The organism is Streptomyces sp. NPDC058240, assembly GCF_042882135.1.
Taxonomy (GTDB): Bacteria; Actinomycetota; Actinomycetes; order Streptomycetales; family Streptomycetaceae; genus Streptomyces.
Map to the genome: position 1 here is coordinate 1 of NZ_JBHVWT010000044.1, position 19,469 is coordinate 19,469.

The following is a 19,469-nucleotide window of genomic DNA, read 5'->3' on the forward strand; positions in this document are numbered from 1 at the left end:
CTCAACGCCTTCGACATCACCTTCGACGGCCGGCTCTCCGCAGCACGCCAGTAACTCCAACAACCTGAGTTACACCGCTCGTTTGACAGACCCCCGCCAGCGCGCGGAGCGGTCGCCGGTTCTGGAGCACGGAGCCGTCGGGCCACTGTCTCGCCAGCTCGTTCTCGGGGCGCTGACCTGCACGGTCATTCTTCGATGACACAAGCCGTCGTCTGTCAGTCTTCGGTGGCAATCGGTCGGGGTCCGATGGCGCAGGACAGCGAGTGTCCTGTGCGGTTGGAGCTTGATCGTTGATAACGAAGACTGACCTTGCCGATTCGATCCCTACGACATCGACCGGCTCGACTGTGTGTCTGCCTCTTTGAGCTGATACAGCTCGGGCACGGAGACCTTGATCGGCTCTTGGGTGGTCCGAGCGATCACGACGACTGCGGGCTCATTCGGGTCGGGGTTCTCCTCTCGGTGCGGGACGTACGGGGGGACGAGGAAGAAATCGCCTGGGTCGGCGGCGAGCCGTACCTCCTGTGTGCCGTCGTGGTAGACGAACACGGGGTGACCGCTGACCACGTAGATACCAGCCTCCGAATCGCCGTGATGGTGGTTGTCCGTCGAGCTCAGCGGCGGGTTCTCCACCAGGCCCATCCAGAGCTTCTTCGAGCCGACTGTGCCTCCGCTGATAGCGGCGTAACCGTCCAGCTCGCCAGATGCAACGTGGTGGACGCGGTTGTTGATCGGCGCGCGGTCACCGGAGTCTGGTGCGGGCCCGGCGCCTTCATGGGTAGTCATTGTGCAGCCTTTCGGTTTCGATTGCCTTGACCGGAACCAGACTGCAACTCCCTTACTGAAGCATGCAATTACTCTTGCTGTTCCGGCAAGGTGCACACGTCCGGCACATGGGAATCCGATCAGCCAACCCGGTGGTGGTCTCACCTCGAAGCCGATACCGCTGTACGGACGGCGGGGATGTCGAGCAGCAGTACGGTGAGGACGCGGTTGAGCCAGTCGACGATGTCGTCAGCGGTCTGGGGTGGGTGGCAGTCTTCGCCCGCTTCCAGGAGGAGTTCGCCGAGCCCGGAGGCGTCCGGCTCTCCGTCCCGTGCACGCTGCAGGGCGACATGGACTTGCCACAGGGCGTCGTTCCCCCACGCGGGCACCGCTCGGAGAAACACCGTGTCGGTGTTCCTGGGGCCGGTGGCGAGCGAGTCGGCGGGGGCCTGGGGAAGGGGGTGGCGAGGTTGTTGATGGCGTCTGCCGCGGCCCGGTACGGAGCAGCTGAAGAAAGAGCTGTCCACGGCCGCGAAGGCCGCCGCCGGCGGCGCATTGTCGGCGGTAGACGCGTACTGGATGCGCACATTCGGGTTTCGGTGCGCAACGAATACGGAACGTGACTGCTGGTCTGCGGCGGGATGCGGTCTCGGGTGTGCCGTGATCCACTGAAATGAGCAGACGTGATGGCGTCCGTACGAGGGCGTGGGACGAAACAGCCGACCCGTAGGGTGTCGGAAGGGGCGTCCACATGAAGATCGTTGTGGATCTTACGCGGTGCCAGGGATACGCCCAGTGTGCTTTTGCCGCGCCGGATGTCTTCGCGATACGCGGGGACGAGGCGCTGCTGTACGACCCGGATCCGGACCACGCGCAGCGGGAGAAGATCGCGCGAGCAGCGGCGGCCTGCCCGGTCCAGGCCATCTTCCTCGACCGTGAGGACGCCGGGCACCGGCTGCCCGAGGCGCAGGTGGCCGCCCCACGCCCTGAGGAGGCGTGCAAGCGGACCGGCAAAATTGTCATTGTCGGGGCGTCTCTGGCTGGGCTGCGGGCTGGACTGGTGCTGCGCCGGGATGGCTTCACTGGCTCGCTGACCATGATCGGGGACGAGCCTGATCCCCCTTATGACCGGCCGCCGCTGTCCAAGCAGGCCCTCATGGGGCAGGTTGATGCGCGTCGGACCGCACTTCCCCGCCGTGAGGAGTTCGACGCACACTGGCGGCTGGGAGTCGCGGCCACGGAGCTTGACCTGGGCGGCAAGCAGGTGGTTCTGGCCGACGGCGAGAGGGTGGGGTTCGACCGGTTGCTCATAGCCACCGGGGTGCGGGCCCGACCGTGGCCGAATGAGGCAGAGGCCGGGCTCGACGGGCTGTTCGTGCTGCGCACCCAGGCCGACGCGGAAGGGCTGCGGCGGCGGCTGGAAGCACGACCCGGCCGGGTGCTGGTCATCGGTGGCGGCTTCACGGGCTGTGAGGTCGCCTCCGCCTGCCGCGAGCTGGATGTGCCGGTGACGGTCACGGAGCGGGGCCTGACCCCGCTGGTTGGGGCGCTGGGCGCGGTGATCGGCGGCGTCGCGGCGCAGATGCTGCGTGACCACGGGGTCGATCTGCGGTGCGGGGTTCAGGTCGAGGCGCTGGAAGGCGATGGGGCCGGGCGGCTGCGGCAGGCCCGGCTGTCCGACGGCAGCGTCCTGGACGTCGATGTGGTGGTGGCCGCGCTCGGCAGCGTCCGCAACGTCGAATGGCTGGAAGGCTCGGGACTGGCGGCAGGCGTGTGGGGTGTGGCGTGCGATGCGGGTTGCCGCGCTGTCGACGTCAACGGCGTCGTCACCGACGATGTGTTCGTCGCGGGCGACGTGGCCCGCTGCCCGCACCCCGTCTACGACTACCAGTACCTCTCCCTGGAGCACTGGGGCAACGCCGTCGCCCAGGCTCAGATCGCCGCACACAACATGATCAGCGCCGAGGGCGAACGATGGCCGCACCTGGCACTGCCGGAGTTCTGGTCGACTCAGTTCGGCACCGAGATCAAGTCGGTCGGCGTTCCGACCTATGCCGACCAACTCGTCATCGCCCAGGGATCGGTGGCCCAGCGCAGGTTCGTCGCCGTCTACGGCTACCACGGGCGCATCACCGCCGCAGTCGCCTTCAATCAGTCCAAGTGGCTGGAGTTCTACGCGGGGTTGATCGACCGGGCGGCGCCCTTCCCGCCGTCCTTCCGCATCACCGACCAGCCCACCGACGCACGGCCGGTCGCGGCCGAGGTTCCGGACCGGCCCACCCCTCACGCCACCGTTGTGGTGACCGGTCACGGACCGAGCGAGCGGCGGGCCACCTTGGTCCGCAGAACGTACCTGTGACCCATGCGCGAGCCGCTACACGTCCGGACCTCCGAGTTGCGGGAGATGCCCCCATGACCCAGACCAGCACCTGGCAGCAGATCCTCGACTACTCGCACCGTGCCGACCCGTACCCGCTCTACGGCGAACTGCGCAGGACACCCGTGGCACGGATGGAGGACGGGAGCTATGTCGTGAGCACCTACCGGGAGATCGTCGCCCTGCTCCACGACCCACGGCTCAGCTCGGACATGCGAAACCTTCCCGAGTTGGCCGCCGACACGCCGGCCCAAGCGGCCGAAGAGGGCACTCCCATACTCCCGCCCACCTTCATCCAGACCGACCCTCCCGAGCACGACCGACTCCGGCGCCTGCTGACGCGGAACTTCGGCCCGCCCCACCGTCCTGATCGCATCGACAGCATGATTCCCCACCTGTTCGAGATCGTGACGAACGAGATCGACGGCTTCGCGGGGAAGGAGTGGTCGGGCACGACCCGGGTCGACATCGTCGACGACTTCGCCTACCCGTTCCCGGTCACGGTGATCTGCCAACTGCTGGGAGTACCGCGTGAGGACGAAGCACGATTCCAGGCAATGTCCGACGCGGTCGTCCAGGCCACCGACCCGACCACCGGTGGGATCGCGGAGCGGCAGCGCCGACGCGCGAAGGCCATCGCCGACCTCGGTCAGTACTTCGCCGAGCTCCTCGGCGCTCGCCACGGCCAACGGGGCGACGACCTGCTCTCCGGGCTCCTCAGTGGCGACGGCGACGAGGCGCCGATGTCACCCGAAGAGATACTGAGCAATGCGGCACTGCTGCTCGTCGCCGGCCACGAGACGACCGTCAACCTCATCACCAACGGCATGCTCACCCTCCTGCGGCACCCCGAGGTGCTGGACCGGCTACGCCGCCGGGAGGAACCCGATCTGGCTGCCCGGGTGGTCGAGGAACTCCTGCGCTACGAACCACCAGTGCAGTTTCTGTCCAACAACCGGAACACCCTGGACGACATCGAGATCGCCGGCACCACCATCCCCAAGGGCTCACCGGTCACCCTCGTGCTGGCCGCCGGCAGCCGCGACCCCGACTTCGTCCCGGACCCCGACCGTTTCGATCCTGATCGCGAGCACAACGAGCACCTCGGCTTCGGCGGAGGCATCCACTACTGCTTCGGTGCCCCGTTGGCCCGTCCCGAGACGCAGATCGCCCTCGCCGAGCTGACACACCGGCTGAAGAGCCCCCGACTCGTCGCCGACCCACCGCCCTACCGCGCGAGTCCCGGTCTGCGCGGCCCCCGCCACCTTCTGGTCGAGATCGACGGCGTCAACCCCGCCCACCCATGACCGCGCACCGCACCCACCTGCGCACACCCCGCCGTACGTCGACTCCTGGTCCTCACGATGGACGCGTACTGGCAGCTCCCTCCTCGGCTATGACCTCGCTGTCGGCGATCGCGTAGAGATGCCCGACGCGGGCCTTCTTGGCCGCGTAGTCCGGATCGCGGGAGGTCTTCCAGGTCGTCAGGCGTTGAAAGGAGACGCCCTCCTCGCGGAGCAGAAGGTGCAGGCCCTCGTGGCTGATGTCGTCGACCACCCCCTCGGTGACCAGGAAGTCGGCCGGTTTGGTCAGGCCCAGGTCGAGAACGGCAGATCATGCTCGGTCGGCTTGGACTTGGCGATCTTCTTGATCTCGCGGCGCTCGGGCAGCGTGAAGGTCCTCGGCCGGCCGCCGGAGTACTTGGGGCAGAGCGCGTCGAAACCGACGGCGTTGAAGTCGTGGATCACGTCGCGGACCGGTCGTCACTGGTAAATGACACCTCGGCGATCTTCGCGACCGGCATGCCCTGAGCGGACAGCGGCACCATCTGCGCGCCTCGCCAGGTCACCACCGAGCCCGTGCCTCGGCGGACTGTCCGAAGTAACCGCCGGCCCTCGTCGTCATCGATATCGCGAACACGCACTCGTATCGCCACCTGCACAGCTTGGCGGCCCGATGCCGCTGGAGCGTCAGGTTCAGGAGGAGTCGTTGGAGTCGGCCGTGAGCGTCTTCCCTACAGCTCCTGACCGGGTGACGCCGTCGACTGTCACACAGATACCAAAGACACGATCGTGGCTGGTCCAGCCGTTGACGCGGCCACGGTTATTGCTGATCTGCACCCGCTTCCTGGCGAGATCCACGGACGACACCAAGTGCAAGTAGACCGTCCCGGCGACACGGGCGAGGACGATGTCCCCGACCTCCAACTTCGACGGGTCGACCGGAGCAACGACCACCTGCTGCCGACTGCGTATCAGCGGGACCATCGAGGAGCCGCTGGGCCGGAACGCCACGGTGGCCCCGCCAGCAATCCTGCCTGCCACTGCATTCAATGCACCCATCCGATGATCGTGGCAGATTCCCCTGTATCACCCCACCGATTTACTGCTTCGCACTCCACCAGCGAGGCGAACGTTGCCTGACGACAGGGCCTAGCTGTCCTCACCCTGTACCTGACCTGCTCGAACTGAGGTTGAAAAGGCTCACTGCTGGGCCGGTACGAACTGCTCCCACCCGTGCCGCTGCGCGCTTACCCATCGCCCGAGGTCCTCGCCCTGGACGACCACCTTCCCGGCCGCCATGGGCACGGTCCCGCCGCCCTGGACGTGGGCCTGGACGAGTCGGAAACACCGCTGCCACCCTGCATCCCAGGCTGGGCGCCATCCCGGATCGATCTCTTCCAGCACTTCGCGCCGCGCCTCGGGCAGGGCACCCGCGCTGGTCTCGACGGGGAGGCTGGCTTCGCGCCGCTGCGCGATCTGATCCGCGATCCGGGCAGCGAACCGCAGATTCTTGGCCCAGGTCCCGACTGGGTACCCGTGCTCACCGACCGCGGTGGCGGGCGGCAACAGGTGACCATGCACGGTCGCCCAGGCGTGGGCGGCTGCGAGGCCTCCTCGAACGCGACGCCCTGGTGTGACCAGACCATGCCGAGCCCGTCGAGCTGTTTCACCCGCTGTCGCTGGTCGTTTCTTGTGCGCAGCGTGTCCGTACGTGAGCTGGGGTCTTCTCAGTTTTAGCGGCTGGTTGCGTTGTTGAGCGTGGCGGCTGGGGTGGGCGGGGAGAGGTACTTCGGGCTCTCGGCCTGGGGGTGTGCACTTTGTTTGGGTGGTGTGCAGGTGGTCTGGGCCGCTACTTGAGGAGTGGGGCGCTTGCGTTCTCGGTCGGTCGGGGTCAGGAGAGGGAGGCATGCGCCGCCGCCCTCTCCCGCAATCTCGCCGAGCTGGCCGGCGCCCGCTGACCGGCGGGACGGGGTCGTGTCCGCGAGGTCCCGCAGAGATGGTGTCAGTGCGCGAGCGCGCTGTGCCCGCAGCTGAACAGCGGTTCGGAGGTGTCGAACGGGACGTCCTCGCGGGAGTCCTCGACGGCCCGCATGGAGGACGGGAGGTCGAAGGGGAGGCTTCCTTCGGCCACCGCGCGGCCGAAGGCCACGTCGAGGACGATGTCGTCGTCGGCGCCGAAGCTGCCCAGGAGCAGGGCCGCCTTGGTGGCGAGCCCGGTGAGGATCGCGGGCCGGTCGAGGTACACGTCGATGACGGTGGGGACGGCCGCGCACAGCGCCCGCAGCCGGGCCAGTTCGGCGGCGGGAAATTCGAGGGACCCGGCGTGGAAGTGCTGCTCCAGGAATCCCTCCCGCTTCTCGTACGGGGCGGTCAGGCGCAGCACCGCGAGGTCGGCCTCTTCGGGGTGGTCGACGAGGCGGCCGTACCGGGCGACCGTCTCGGGGGCGATGTTCTCCACGTAGAGGGCCGGCACCTCGGGCAGTGTCCTCGAAGTCTTCGCGCGGCCGGTGAGCTGTACGAGGGATCGCAGCTGGACCCGGCGGCCCAGGAGACGGGTCTCGGTCGCGCCGACCAGGGTGCTTGCCTTGTCGGTGTCGACATAGGGATCGTCGAAGAGGCCGAGGCGGAACTTGTCGCGCAGGATGCGGCGTACGGAGGTGTCGATGCGTTCTTCGCTGACGGCGCCGGAGCGGACGGCGTCGACGATCCAGTCGGGGCGGGTCTCGCCGCCGAGCTGGTCGATGTCGGCGTCGAGCTGCATGAGGACCTGCTCGGCGAGGGAGAGGTGTTCCACTCCCCAGTTGCGGGGCGGGAGTTGGACGATGCCGGGGATCTCCATGCCGGTGAGGGAGTTGAAGTCGGTGCACACGACGCCGTCGAAGCCGTAGCGGCCGCGGAGCAGCCCGGTGATCACTTCGCGGTTGAAGTTGGCGGCGACCTCGGGCAGGCCGCTGCCGGTGGGGATCGAGTAGCAGGGCATGACCTGGGCGGTGCCGGCGGCGAACGCCGCTTCCCAGGGCTTGAGGTGGTATTCGAGGTTGTCGCCGTGGAACGCCTGGTACTTGCCGTAGGCGAAGTGGGAGTCCTCCCCGCCCGCCTGCGGGCCGTGGCCGGGGAAGTGCTTGGTCATGCAGGCCACGCTGTCCGGACCCAGGGTGTCGCCCTGCATGCCGCGGATGTAGGCGCCGAGCATTCGCGCGGCGCGGTCGGCGTCCTCGCCGAAGGTGCCGCTGATGCGGGCCCAGCGCGGTTCGGTGGCCAGATCGGCCATCGGATGGATGGCCAAGCGGATTCCGACGGAGCGCAGTTCCCGGGCGGCGGCCGCGGCGAACTCCTCGACGAGTGCCGGATCGTCGGTCGCGGCCAGGCCGATCGGTTCGGGGCCCGGGCTGAATCCGCCGTCGGTGTGGGCCGTCATGGGGTTGGCGGTGAATCCGTGGCGGGGGTCGGAGGAGAGGGTCACGGGGATGCCGAGGCGGGTGGCGGCGGCGAGGTCCTGGACGTGATTGTTCCACGCGGCCATGGTGCCGGCGGAGGGGACCTGGATCATCGCGAAGTGGGTGATGTGCCGCTCGGCTATGAGGTCGGCGCCGGACGGCATGAAGGTGTTGTCGCCGGCGGCCATCCGGCCGTGGCACATCTGACCGGTCTTCTCCTCCAGGGTCATCCGGCCCAGGAGGTCCTCGACGCGGTCGTCGACGGGCAGGCGGGGGTCCTCGTAGGGCTCCATGGTGCCGTTGTGGTTGAGGTCGCGAAACGGTGTGCCGTCGGGGTGGAGGAGGCGGGAGGTCACAGTCGTGCCTTTCGTCGCAGGGCGCAGGGCGCAGGGGTGGGGGTGGCGGGTGTCAGTCGCGGGTGAGGCGGGGGTGCCGGATCAGCGGGGTGAGCGCGACAGCAGCGAGCGCGGCGAGGGTTCCGCCGAGGTAGAGGGCGAAGTAGTTCTTGCCATCGGCCGCCGGTCCGACCGGGTCCGTGCCGAGGCCCAGGAGGAGCGGGGCGAGCAGGGGGGCGATGGACTGAGGCAGGGATTTGGCGATGTTGAACACGCCGAGCCAGCGGGCGGCGTCGGTGCTGGTGGGCATGACGCGCAGGACCAGGGCCATGTCGACGGCGTAGAAAGCGCCGAGACCGATGGCGGCGACGGAGGTGGACAGGTAGATCGGCCACACGGACGCGGACAGCATCTTGATGGTCATGGCGGCAGCCATCAGCAGGCCGGAGCCGACGACGAAGGCCCGGTAGGCGCCGGTGCGGGAGGCCAGCTTCCCGAACACCGCTGCGGCGACGACGTTGCCGGCGACGGAGAGCATGCCGGTGGTCGAGACGAGGGCGGCGGCCTCGGCCGTCGACATCTCCAGGCGGGACATCAGGTAGTAGAGGCCGAACGTGCCGATCAGGGCGTTGGCGCCCTGGAGCAGGAAGCGCTGCAGCCAGACCGCGGTGAAGGCCGGGGAGGTGCGCGGGTCGAACAGCAGGCTGGTGAAGACCGAGCGCAGGCTCACCTGGGTCCGCCCCCCGGCGGGGACGGCCTTCTCGCCGCGCAGCAGGGTCCATGACACGGTGGCGCCCGCGGCACCGGCGATGCCGGGGATCAGCAGCAGGGCCGCGGTGTTGTCGGGTATGAGGCCGACGAGGAAGAAGGCGGGGAAGACGGAGGCGAACTGGGCGGCGCCGAACAGGCCGGACACGGTGGCCTGTTGCGCGGCCGGCACCCGGTCGGCGATCACGGCAGCGAGAGCGGCGAGCGCCGCGTTGTACGCGGCCTGGGCGAGGATCCAGCCCAGCATCAGCTGGGCGGGCGAGGATGCCGTGGCCATCACCACGGCGGCCGGCAGCCCGGCGGCGAGACCGCCGAGAATCCACGGCCTGCGTCTGCCGAAGCGCCCTGTGGTGCGGTCCGACAGATGGCCGAAGACCGGGTTGAGGAGGAACGCGGTGACGGCCCCGGCCGCCATGACGGCGCTCAGCACGCTCTCTTTGGCGTCCGGTGCGATCTCGTTGACCTTCAGGCTGAGCGAGGCGACCAGCGGCATGGCGAAGCCGATCCCGATCAGGAGCTCGGTGAAGACCAGTCCGGCGATGACCCGGCGCGGAGCCGGTACCTCGTGCCCGGGAAGGCGGTCGGAGGGCGGTGGTTCGGGGGCGGGGGTCTTGCGCAGCATGTCAGTCATGCGAGGGGTTCTCCTGCCGGGCGGGAGGGCGATGGGGAGGCGGAGGCGGAGAGGGCGGGCCGAGGCGCCGCAGCGGCGGTCGCGGGCAGGGCGGCCTCGGCGGCAGCCTTGGCACGGAAGCCGTCGATGGCCGCCGCCTCGACCCCGCAGCCCAGCAGGAAAGCCTCGGCGCTGCCGTGACGGACCCGCATGGTCTTCAGGAAGACCTCGATCGCTTCGCGCGGGGCCTGGAGCAGCGGCGCGGGAACGACCGGCCGTCCCGCGGCCCCGTACCCCTCGTCGTCGCCCGCGCCGTCGTTCAGGGCGATGCGGTGCCGGGTGGCGAGAGCGGAGAGGATCTCCGGGAGCGCCGTGGCCGTACGGACGTAGTCGTCGGCGATGTTGTCGTCGGGCACTCCCGCGAGTTCCAGCAGCAGCGCCACCAGGAGGCCGGTGCGGTCCTTCCCCGCGGCGCAGTGCACGAGTGCCGCGCCCGGTCCGGCGGCGGCCCGGACCGCGTCGGCCAGGGCCGTGGGGGCGGACTCGGCGAGGTCGGCGTAGAACCGGCCCAGATCGGCGGAGGTCCGCAGGGAAGCGATGCCCGGGCCGGCGATGGCGTCGGTGTCGTCCGGAGCGACGGGCGCCCGGACGACGGTGATGCCCGCAGCTTCGGCGGCGGCCCAGTCGTCGTCGCCGCGCTCGTCGGGGCTGCGCAGGTCCACTACGACGCGGATACCGTGGGTGTGCAGCTCCCCGACGGTGCCGGCGTTCGCGACGGGATCGGGCTGGGCTGAGCGGAACAGGATTCCCGGGCGGATACGGTCGCCCCGGGGGTCGGCGACGGAGGCCGGGTCGCGGAAGTTCAGCAGCGGCATGGGAGCCTTCCTGAGTCGGGAACTGCACAGAGACGAGCAAGACATCTAGATGTCTATATGCCCTGGGTGGGGTTCCGTGTCGAACTCAGTGGTCGCTCCGCTGAACCTTGGATGAACGGGCGGTCTGCCGGGCCCCCTTCGTGCGCGATCGCGCAGGTCGCCCGCCACCTCGGCTCGTAGATCCAGGGGTGTCGAACCGCAGAAGAACCGCCCCGATCTACCTGCAGCTCGCCCGGAAGATCCAGGACCGGATCGACTCCGGCGACCTCCCGGCCGGCTCCCGGCTGCACAGCGAGCCGGAACTGTGCGAGGAGTTCGACGTCAACCGGCTGACAATCCGCCAGGCCATCGCCGAACTCGAACGCGCCGCTTCGGTCGAGATCCGCAGGGGAGTGGGAACGTTCGTCCGCGCCCCCATCGCGCGGGTCTCGATCGCGGTCGACCCGCGAAGCCAACGCTTCGACCTGGGCAGCCTCACCACTGCCACTCCCCGCGGGGCGGCCGACGCCGGTGACGCAGGGGACAGCGGCGAGCGGATCACCGCCGTCATCCCCGCGCCCCGCACCCCGGCCGACACCGAGGCCGCGAGCCACCTGCGGTGCGACCCCGCCGAACTCTCACGCCTGGAGAGCATCATCGTCATCGGCCCCGAGCCGTGGGGCGTCAGCAGCTATTGGCTGAAGTCCTCTCTCCTGCCCGAGGAGTTGTCCGCCCCCGGACGAGTGGACAACGTCGTCCGAGTCCTGGCCCAGAGCGCCGGCATCGTCCTGGAATACGACTGGCGGGCCTTCAGTGCCATCGGAGCCGACATCGGCGACGCCGACCTCCTCGGCGTCCCGGCGGGCACCCCGCTCCTCGTTCGCGAAGGCGTGAGCTGCACCCCAGACGGGGAGCCCGTGCTGTTCGTACGGCGCCGCATCAACGGCGAACGCGCCCGCTTCGTCCTCAACTTCCGCCCGGACGTCAAGAGTTGATGGAAGGAGCGGGCGGCGGTCTGTCCCACAGGCGCGGACCAGGGCACCCTCGGTGAGCTCCAGATCGAGCGGGGGATCGCCCCGGGGTGCCCGCGTATCCGGGAGCGCTTCTCCGCGCTCGGCTGCCGGCCCTGCCCGGTTCGGGGCGAGTGCATCGACTCAGCTACCGCCACTCGCCGTGAACTGCGGCTGCGGCACTACGATGAGCACCACGCGATCCGTGCGGCCAGGGCAGAACAGCAGACCGGGCCTCGTCACCATCGGCGAGTGAGCCATTTAGGTCGTCGCCCCCGCGCCCGCGGGGATGGTCCGCCCAGTTCTCCATCGGCTACCGCGTCCCACCGAGTCGCCCCACGCCCACCAGCTGCCCCCGGTGAGCGTGCACCGGGGGCAGCTCGTGGGCGTGGTGACGGCCTCTGAGATGACCACCTCGGTCCGCAAATGCTGCAGCGGTCGGACGGGTTGGCACCGAAGTTCCAGTGGAGGAGGGCGCCCCCCCCATACCCCTGCATCACGAGCAGAACGGGAGAGCCTCAAGTGGTCTGCTGCTCGCCGAGGATGGCCGAGTTGAACAGGATCTCGGCCTCCCCGTCGGCCAGCGAGAGCGCCAGTCCAAGTTCTGCGAGGACCGGCTGGCGGGCGTGCTTGAGCATGTCCTTCTCCGCTGAGGAAAGCGCGCGCGCCTCCTGACGTCGCATGAGGTCACGAACGACGCCGGCGGTGAGCAGAAGGTCGCCGACCCGGAGTTTCTCACTGTTGCTCTTGAACCGCCGCGACCAAGCTTCCTCCTGCTCACCTGTGGGAGCCCTCAGGACACCGAGCAACTCTTGTACCTGTGTCGCGGCGTAGACCGATCGCAGTCCCACCTCGTCGGCCTTCTCGACCGGAACGGCGATGCGCAGGTCGGTCCGGTGGATTTGGAACTGGACGTATCGCCTGCTCCTGCCGTTGACCGAGCGATCGAGAACCTCGGTGACGGTGGCCGGACCGTGCTGGGGGTGGATGATTGTCTGCCCCTCGGAGAACTGCATGCTGTTCAACCCTCGCTGTGCGTGCGGCGCCGCGCTCGGCCGTGCCTGAGTGTGTTGCAGGGCGTACGGCCGTCCCACCGCCCAGTCCCGGCCGCAGACGGCCGGTAGCGGGCAAGTGTGGGAGCGCAGAGATCGGCGCGGTCATACGGATGAGCGCGCAAAGCCTCTGCGAACCAGCTCTTCCATTTTCCCACTTCGCCGCGCGTGGCTATGTATGTAATTCCGGTCACATCCTCGGAAACGCACCGGGTCGAAGAAGGAACTCGGGCAGGTCGTAGGCATCAGCGATGAGTCGATGGGAGGTGAGTTGCACCTCAGATGGACGGATCCGGCGCAGAAGACCAGCGCCCGCACGCCTTTGGCGCGGGCCTTCTGCGTCATCAACGTGTGGCGGAAGCTGTTGGCTTGTGCGGCATGGCACTCTGCTTTGTGGTGTCTGTGTACTGAATACCCCTGCGACGCTTGCGTACTGGCCGGACACCTCGCAACAGCCGACTGTGACGCTCTATTGATACTCTGTGAGAGACACGCATATCGATGAGATGCGCCTCACTGCACGCACGCACGTGCGTGCGCGAGTCTTTCTCCTCCGCGTCGGGACCCGCTGTCATGTCCTCCGGGCGACAGCCGTGCGGAGCGAAGAGTGAGAAGTGGGATTGCGCATGGCTGACAGGGACAAAGCGCTGGATCTGGTACTGGCGCAGATTGAACGGCAATTCGGCAAGGGCGCGGTGATGCGCCTCGGTGAGCGGCCGAACGAGCCCATCGAAGTGATCCCCACCGGGTCGACCGCCCTCGACGTGGCCCTCGGCGTCGGCGGCCTGCCGCGCGGCCGTGTGGTGGAGGTGTACGGACCGGAGTCTTCCGGTAAGACGACGCTGACACTGCACGCGGTGGCGAACGCGCAGAAGCTCGGCGGCTCGGTCGCCTTCATCGACGCGGAGCACGCCCTCGACCCCGAGTACGCGAAGAAGCTCGGCGTCGACATCGACAGCCTCATCCTGTCCCAGCCGGACAACGGCGAGCAGGCTCTCGAGATCGTGGACATGCTGGTCCGCTCCGGCGCCCTCGATCTGATCGTCATCGACTCCGTCGCGGCGCTCGTGCCGCGTGCGGAGATCGAGGGCGAGATGGGCGACTCGCACGTGGGTCTGCAGGCGCGTCTGATGAGCCAGGCGCTCCGGAAGATCACCAGCGCGCTCAACCAGTCGAAGACCACGGCGATCTTCATCAACCAGCTCCGCGAGAAGATCGGTGTGATGTTCGGCTCGCCGGAGACCACGACCGGTGGCCGGGCGCTGAAGTTCTACGCCTCGGTGCGCCTCGACATCCGCCGGATCGAGACGCTGAAGGACGGCACCGACGCCGTCGGCAACCGCACCCGCGTCAAGGTCGTCAAGAACAAGGTCGCGCCGCCCTTCAAGCAGGCCGAGTTCGACATCCTCTACGGCCAGGGCATCAGCCGCGAGGGCGGTCTGATCGACATGGGCGTGGAGCACGGCTTCGTCCGCAAGGCGGGTGCCTGGTACACCTACGAGGGTGACCAGCTCGGCCAGGGCAAGGAGAACTCCCGCAACTTCCTCAAGGACAACCCCGATCTCGCCGACGAGATCGAGAAGAAGATCCTGGAGAAGCTCGGCATCGGTGTTCGCTTCGAGGAGTCCGCAGAGCTGGTCCGCCAGGGCGTGGTCGACACTTCATACGCCCAGAACGAGTCCCAGCCCTCTGCCATGCCGATCAGGGCTGCCCTGCCGCACCGCACGGACGTCGCGGCAGAACCATTGCTCACACTTTCTGTGAGAGGTCAAGTGTCACTCATGCGTTCTTCTCGCCGCTTTTTGAATCAACTCAGATTTCCTCTTGTGCGCGCGATGAACTTCTCTGTCAAGGGCGATATTTTCCACGCAGGGCTGGTTCTGGAAAGTGGGCTTGGCGTGTGACGGCACGATGTTACGGTTGGTCTCGGCTAGTTCTCGAAATCGCCTGAGGTTCACGAAGTGATAAATCGGCTCGTCGTCAAGGGTGCACGTCAGCACAATCTCCGTGACGTGTCCGTCGAACTACCCAGGGATGCGCTTATCGTGTTCACGGGCGTATCCGGATCCGGAAAGTCAAGCCTGGCATTCGATACCATATTTGCCGAGGGGCAGCGGCGATATATCGAATCCCTCTCCGCATATGCGCGGCAAGTTTCTCGGGCAGCTCGACAAGCCCGACATCGATGCCATCGAGGGACTGTCCCCGGCGATCGCCATTGATCAGAAGACGTCGAATCGGAACCCGCGCTCCACGGTGGGCACCATCACCGAGGTCTACGACCACCTGCGCCTGCTGTACGCCCGGATCGGCCACCCCCACTGCCCCGAGTGCGGCGAGCCGGTCAGCCGGCAGACACCGCAGCGCATCGTCGACCTGCTGCTGGACGAGGATGAGGGAACCCGCTTCCAACTGCTGGCCCGGTCGTTCGCGACCGCAGGGGCGAACATGTCGAGATCTTCCGGCAGTTGTCAGCCGATGGGTTCAGCCGGGTCCGGGTTGACGGGACGGTTCTTGCGCTGGCCACGCCGCGGCCGGCGGACTCGTGGTGGCCGTGGCAGACCCCGGCCCAGGACGCGAGGTGCTTGGCGGTGGCGAACCGCGTCATGTCCTCGCCGGTCTCCGCGATGATCACTTGGGCTGTGGCCTGGTTGATGCCGGGGATGGTGTCGAGCAGGTCGAGGGCGTCACGAAAGGGTGCCATCGCCTCTTCGATCCGTCCGGTGAGCTGGTCGATCATTGTTGTGAGCTGGTCGTACTGGTCCAGGTGCAGGCGGGTCAGGAACGCGTGGTGTTCGCGGAAGCGTCCGGTCAGGGCCTCGGTAAGTTCGGGGATCTTGTTGCGGAGCTTGCGTTTGGCCAGGTCCGCGAGGATGTGCGGGTCGGCTTCGCCGCGGATGAGGGCTTCGAGCATGGCCCGTCCAGAGACGCCCATGATGTCGGAGGCGACCGCGGAGAGTTTGATGCCGGTGTCCTCAAGCAACTTCTCCACCCGCTGGACCACACGGCCGCGTTCACGGGTGGCGGTGGTCCGGGCGCGGTTCAGGTCCCGCAGTTCGCGCACCGGCTCGGGCGGCACGAAGGAGGGCCTGACCAGGCCGTGGGCTCCGAGCTGGGGCAGCCAGGCCGCGTCCGAGACGTCCGTCTTGCGGCCGGGCAGATTCTTGACCTGCCGCGCGTTGACCAGGATCACGTTCAGGCCCTCGGCCAGCATGTAGCAGAAGGGCTTCCAGTAGTCCGAGGTCGCCTCGATCACCACCAGGGTGACCTCGGCGGAGGGCAGGTGGTCCCGCAGGTCGAGGACCGCGTTCGTGGTCGATCCCCACGTCGTGGTCTCGGTCGTGAAGGAACCCCGCCGCTTCGTACTCGGGGTTCGGACGCACACCTTGGCGTCCTTCTTGCTGATGTCGAGGCCGGCGCAGCGTTCGTGCAGTACGTCCACGGCCTTGCTCCCTCCCTGGCCCTCCCGGACCGACCGTCGTATGCCGTTCCGGGAGGGCCAGGGTGAATCAGGAATTCTGACGCACGTGCTTCGCAGCAACACTCCACGGTTCCCGTGGATGGCCCCCAGCACCACGCTGACCTGCGAGCTCACTGGCATCACAGAGGCATCGGTTTCGGCCGGAACGAACTCCTCCAGCGTCCCGGACGGCAATCAGCCCTCGTAAGGGCAGACAGAAGTACCTTCGGCGCGCGCCACGGGATTTACCACGCCCCCGGCGCGCACCGAAGGTGCGCTGGATCGCTGACCTGCAAAGACTCACGACTTAGTTCGGTTAACGGACCGCTGACCAGCCACGAAATCATCGTCCAGTCCATCGCCGCAACCACCACCCGCACCGGACTGCGCGTGAAGGCCGCACTCGACACCAACACCTACCCCACCGGAGTCCGTATCGCCGACGCGGAGATGGCGGCCCTGCCACTGACCCGGCACGCATTTCACGGCGACTGGAACCATGCCCTGCACCCGCAGCCATGCCCCGCCGTCCCGGCGGCCCGGGCTCCGCAGAAACCGCCCCCGCCGCGGGATCAGGTCCTGCTGTCCGATCCCGCCCTGACCGGGATGTCCCGGCAGCAACTGGACGCGCTCGCAGAGAATCTGGCCCCCGACGGCGATGCCCGGCGCGGCCGACCGCCCCGGCTCACCTTCCCCGAACATGTCCTGGGCACTGTGCTCAGTCTGCGGGCCGCCCTGGCCGCAGAACCTCGCGCCGTCCTGTTCGGCAGCAGCCGTTCCGCGATGCACCGCACTCTCCTGAAGAACAGGAAACTGCTCAAGGCACACGGCATCACCATCCCACCCGCGACGACACCACCCGTCGTCCTCGCGGCCCTCCAGGCGAGGGTCCTCGCCCAAACCGCCGAGTCCCACAACAAGATCAAGACGACGTGTCAATGATCTGCAAGCCCTTTAGTATTTATCTTTCATGATTGGCTGTCAGCTCTGGCTGGCGGCCAATCTGCGTTTGGCGGTGTTCCCCGGGCATGACGGCGACCCGACTGTCGCGTCGGGGGGCCCGCCCGAGCATCTGGGAGTCGGGAGATTTGCGATGCCGCGACACGACGCGGCCCGTACCCGGCTCGGCCCTGCCTCGTCGTCCCCGAGCAGGTGGCGGGGGACGATGGCCGACGTCAGTGTTGCGGAACGGGATCGGCGGGCGACATGAAGCACGGTGAGGGGCAGGACGCCGGGATCCCTGGCCGGCTGGACCGCAGGCTCTTCCTCGCTGCGGCGGCGAGCGGGGTGATGGCTGGCGGTGTGGCGGTGACCGGTTGCCACTCCTCCGGGACCGGCGGGTCCACCCCGCCCGGCGCCGGTCGCCGCGCCGAGAGAGGGGAGAACGCCCGGGCGGGGGACTCCGACTGGCGGGTCCGTTCGATGGGACCGCCCGGGGCCATCGAGGGTTATGCCGACAAGGTGAGTGTGCTGCCGGGCGAGGAGCTCGGCCTGTACGTCTCCACCACCGCCCCGGCGTTCCGGGTCTCGGCCTACCGCGTCGGCTGGTACGACGGGGCGCAGGCGCGACTGGTCTGGCGTTCGCACCGTGTTGCCGGGTCGGTCCAGGGCCGTCCCCGGCTGGTCCAGGCCACCCGTACCGTACGGGCGGACTGGCAACGCACACTCCCCGTCCGCACCAGCGGCTGGCCGGAGGGAGCGTATCTGCTCCGGCTGGACTCGGACGACGCCCACCAGCACTATGTGCCACTGATCGTCCGCTCGGCGAGCGCCGCTGGCAGAATCGTGTTGATGCACGCCCCGGCAACATGGCAGGCGTACAACCTGTGGGGCGGCTACAGCCTTTACCAGGGCGAGAACGGCGCGTACGGCACGCGGTCGCTCGCCGTTAGCTTCGACCGGCCCTACGACGGCAACGGCGCCGAGAAGTTCATGGTTTACGAACGGGCGGTGGTGGTCCTGGCGGAGAAGCTGGGTATCCCGCTCGCCTACACCACGGGCCTGGACATCCATCGCGACCCCGACATTTTCCACAACGCGGCCGGAGCTGTCTCGCTGGGACATGACGAGTACTGGACGCCGCAGCAACGGGCGTACGTCACCCGGGCGCGCGACACAGGCACGAACGTGGCCTTCCTCGGGGCCAACACCTGTTTCCGCAGGGTCAGGCTGGAGCCGGACGCCACCGGCGCCGACCGCACCGTCGTCTGCTACAAGACCAACTACCGGAGCGACCCGTACCTCGCCGACCACCCGGACATGCCGACCAACAACTTTCGCCAGCCACCCGGCGCCTCCCCCGAGTCATCTCTGACCGGTGTCCTCTACGAGGGCTATCCCGTGGACGCCCCGTATGTCGTCCGCCGGAGCGACCACTGGCTCTTCGAGGGGACAGGCGTGAAGCGAGGAGCCTCCTTCGACCATCTGGTCGGGGTGGAGTACGACCGGGTCACTCCCGGCATGCCCACCCCGGCACCGCTCGAGATCATCGCCCATTCCCCCCTCGTTTGTAAGGGCAGGCCCAGTTACGCCGACTCCGCCTACTACACCGTGCCGAGCGGGGCGGGCGTCTTCGCCTCGGGGACGATGCGGTGGGTCGAGGCTCTGATGGCGGGAACCCGCGAGAACGGACGCAACCACGGCATGGACGCTCGTACGGGAGCTTTCGTCACCCGCAGCACGGAGAATCTGCTCCACGCCTTCGCGGCGGGCCCGTGCGGCCGGAACAGGCCAAAGCCCAGGGACGATGTGAGAGACGTGTACGCGTCCGCACCACGCTGACACCAGCGGTACCACCCCGCCGGAGAACACCGTTCCCACGGGCGCGGTCGAGCACGGCCGGATCGTGCGGCCACAGGCCAGCCACCTGCGGGAGGTGAGGACGGTGATCCGGTCGTTGCCGGTCAGCACGGTGACCTGGTGGCCGATCGCGGCGGGGTCGGTGACGACGAACTCCTCGCCGCTCCAGCGCACGACAAGCTCCCGTGCCACGGCCGGACCGAGGCGTTCATGCAGCGCGTGAACGAGGCGGGCGCGGTTCTGGACGCAGCGCACGATGCCCTCCAGCGTCATGGGCAGCTGGCCTTCCGCCTCGCGCAGGACGACGTCGGCGAGCGCGTTGGGCCCGCTGTCGGCCTGCTCTCCGTTGTTCCCCATCCTCGGTTGTTCCTCTGCGTTCGGGGGTTGTGGCCTCATGGTCGGGGCAGGGTGCTCGTCACGGCGGTGCGTTGACCCCTGTGGCCCTGGCAGTGAAGGATTCGAGACCACTGCCACCGGGCAGTCATCGACCTGCAGCAGCTCGCCGACCTGTCGGCCGGTGGTCAGGTTCCGCACCCGCACCGTCTCGTCGGCGCTGCTGGTAACGGCGACCGGGTGTCCGTCCACCGCCGCCGTCGCCATCGAACACATCCCCTTGCAGGACCGCGAAGAACCTGATGGGGCGGCTCGAGTCGCTGCCCCGCTTCGTAGGTGAACCGGTGTTCATCCAGTGCTCATTGACGGTGGTCGTCCGCCGCTGC

At 68.2% G+C, this 19,469-nt stretch carries 13 protein-coding genes and 5 pseudogenes; 8 read left to right on the forward strand and 10 right to left on the reverse strand.

Annotated elements, in window-relative coordinates; all coding sequences use genetic code 11:
* Positions 1-324: 324 nt before the first annotated feature.
* Complete coding sequence (locus tag ACFVX4_RS34915) at positions 325-786, reverse strand: cupin domain-containing protein (protein WP_389985436.1); 462 nt, start codon at positions 784-786, stop codon at positions 325-327.
* Between the two features lie 140 nt (positions 787-926).
* Positions 927-1,292, reverse strand: a complete 366-nt coding sequence (locus ACFVX4_RS34920; RefSeq protein ID WP_389985439.1) for a hypothetical protein — start codon at positions 1,290-1,292, stop codon at positions 927-929.
* 224 nt (positions 1,293-1,516) lie between these two features.
* Here ACFVX4_RS34920 and ACFVX4_RS34925 point away from each other — a divergent pair, with 224 nt between their 5' ends.
* A complete protein-coding gene (locus tag ACFVX4_RS34925; protein ID WP_389985442.1) occupies positions 1,517-3,124 on the forward strand; it encodes an FAD-dependent oxidoreductase in 1,608 nt (535 codons plus the stop codon).
* A gap of 53 nt (positions 3,125-3,177) precedes the next feature.
* Entirely contained in the window at positions 3,178-4,449 is a 1,272-nt protein-coding gene (locus tag ACFVX4_RS34930) for a cytochrome P450 (RefSeq protein WP_389985445.1), read from the forward strand.
* 76 nt (positions 4,450-4,525) lie between these two features.
* Here ACFVX4_RS34930 and ACFVX4_RS34935 read toward each other — a convergent pair.
* The 6 genes and pseudogenes from ACFVX4_RS34935 to ACFVX4_RS34960 all read right to left on the reverse strand — a co-directional run.
* Positions 4,526-5,078, reverse strand: a pseudogene (locus tag ACFVX4_RS34935) (transposase); the annotation flags it as partial.
* Positions 5,079-5,118: 40 nt separating this feature from the next.
* Positions 5,119-5,484 (reverse strand): S26 family signal peptidase, encoded by a 366-nt coding sequence (locus ACFVX4_RS34940; RefSeq protein ID WP_389985448.1) that lies wholly within the window; start codon positions 5,482-5,484, stop codon positions 5,119-5,121.
* Positions 5,485-5,625: 141 nt separating this feature from the next.
* Positions 5,626-5,991, reverse strand: coding sequence for a hypothetical protein (locus ACFVX4_RS34945; protein WP_389985451.1), 366 nt, complete (start codon positions 5,989-5,991; stop codon positions 5,626-5,628).
* A gap of 436 nt (positions 5,992-6,427) precedes the next feature.
* Positions 6,428-8,218, reverse strand: a complete 1,791-nt coding sequence (locus tag ACFVX4_RS34950) for a glycoside hydrolase family 3 protein (protein WP_389985454.1) — start codon at positions 8,216-8,218, stop codon at positions 6,428-6,430.
* A 52-nt stretch (positions 8,219-8,270) separates the two neighbouring features.
* Complete coding sequence (locus ACFVX4_RS34955; protein ID WP_389985457.1) at positions 8,271-9,596, reverse strand: MFS transporter; 1,326 nt, start codon at positions 9,594-9,596, stop codon at positions 8,271-8,273.
* Entirely contained in the window at positions 9,593-10,450 is an 858-nt protein-coding gene (locus ACFVX4_RS34960) for a tyrosine-protein phosphatase (protein WP_389985460.1), read from the reverse strand. The genes ACFVX4_RS34955 and ACFVX4_RS34960 overlap by 4 nt, the downstream gene beginning before the upstream one ends.
* A 188-nt stretch (positions 10,451-10,638) precedes the next feature.
* On the opposite strand from ACFVX4_RS34960, the gene ACFVX4_RS34965 reads away from it, so the two are divergent.
* Positions 10,639-11,424: a GntR family transcriptional regulator gene (locus ACFVX4_RS34965; RefSeq protein WP_389985463.1), complete on the forward strand. Its 786-nt coding sequence runs from the start codon at positions 10,639-10,641 to the stop codon at positions 11,422-11,424.
* 533 nt (positions 11,425-11,957) lie between these two features.
* Here the strand turns inward: ACFVX4_RS34965 and ACFVX4_RS34970 are convergent.
* Positions 11,958-12,455: a CarD family transcriptional regulator gene (locus tag ACFVX4_RS34970; RefSeq protein ID WP_389985466.1), complete on the reverse strand. Its 498-nt coding sequence runs from the start codon at positions 12,453-12,455 to the stop codon at positions 11,958-11,960.
* Between the two features lie 662 nt (positions 12,456-13,117).
* Here ACFVX4_RS34970 and recA point away from each other — a divergent pair.
* Positions 13,118-14,125, forward strand: a pseudogene (gene recA, locus ACFVX4_RS34975) (recombinase RecA); the annotation flags it as partial.
* 327 nt (positions 14,126-14,452) lie between these two features.
* A pseudogene (locus ACFVX4_RS34980) lies at positions 14,453-15,022 on the forward strand (excinuclease ABC subunit A); the annotation flags it as partial.
* On the opposite strand, the pseudogene ACFVX4_RS34985 reads toward ACFVX4_RS34980, so the two are convergent.
* A pseudogene (locus tag ACFVX4_RS34985) lies at positions 14,986-15,933 on the reverse strand (IS110 family transposase); the annotation flags it as partial. The pseudogenes ACFVX4_RS34980 and ACFVX4_RS34985 sit on opposite strands and share 37 nt — an antisense overlap.
* Before the next feature lie 342 nt (positions 15,934-16,275).
* Between ACFVX4_RS34985 and ACFVX4_RS34990 the strand changes: the two are divergent.
* From ACFVX4_RS34990 to ACFVX4_RS35000, 3 genes and pseudogenes are all read left to right on the forward strand, one after another.
* A pseudogene (locus ACFVX4_RS34990) lies at positions 16,276-16,893 on the forward strand (ISAzo13 family transposase); the annotation flags it as partial.
* A 264-nt stretch (positions 16,894-17,157) separates the two neighbouring features.
* The gene (locus tag ACFVX4_RS34995) at positions 17,158-18,732 is read left to right on the forward strand and encodes a N,N-dimethylformamidase beta subunit family domain-containing protein (RefSeq protein WP_389985469.1); all 1,575 of its coding nucleotides are present in this window, start codon (positions 17,158-17,160) and stop codon (positions 18,730-18,732) included.
* A gap of 138 nt (positions 18,733-18,870) precedes the next feature.
* On the forward strand, positions 18,871-19,182 hold the full coding sequence (locus tag ACFVX4_RS35000) for a hypothetical protein (RefSeq protein ID WP_389985472.1): 312 nt from the start codon (positions 18,871-18,873) through the stop codon (positions 19,180-19,182).
* The last annotated feature ends 287 nt before the right edge of the window (positions 19,183-19,469 follow it).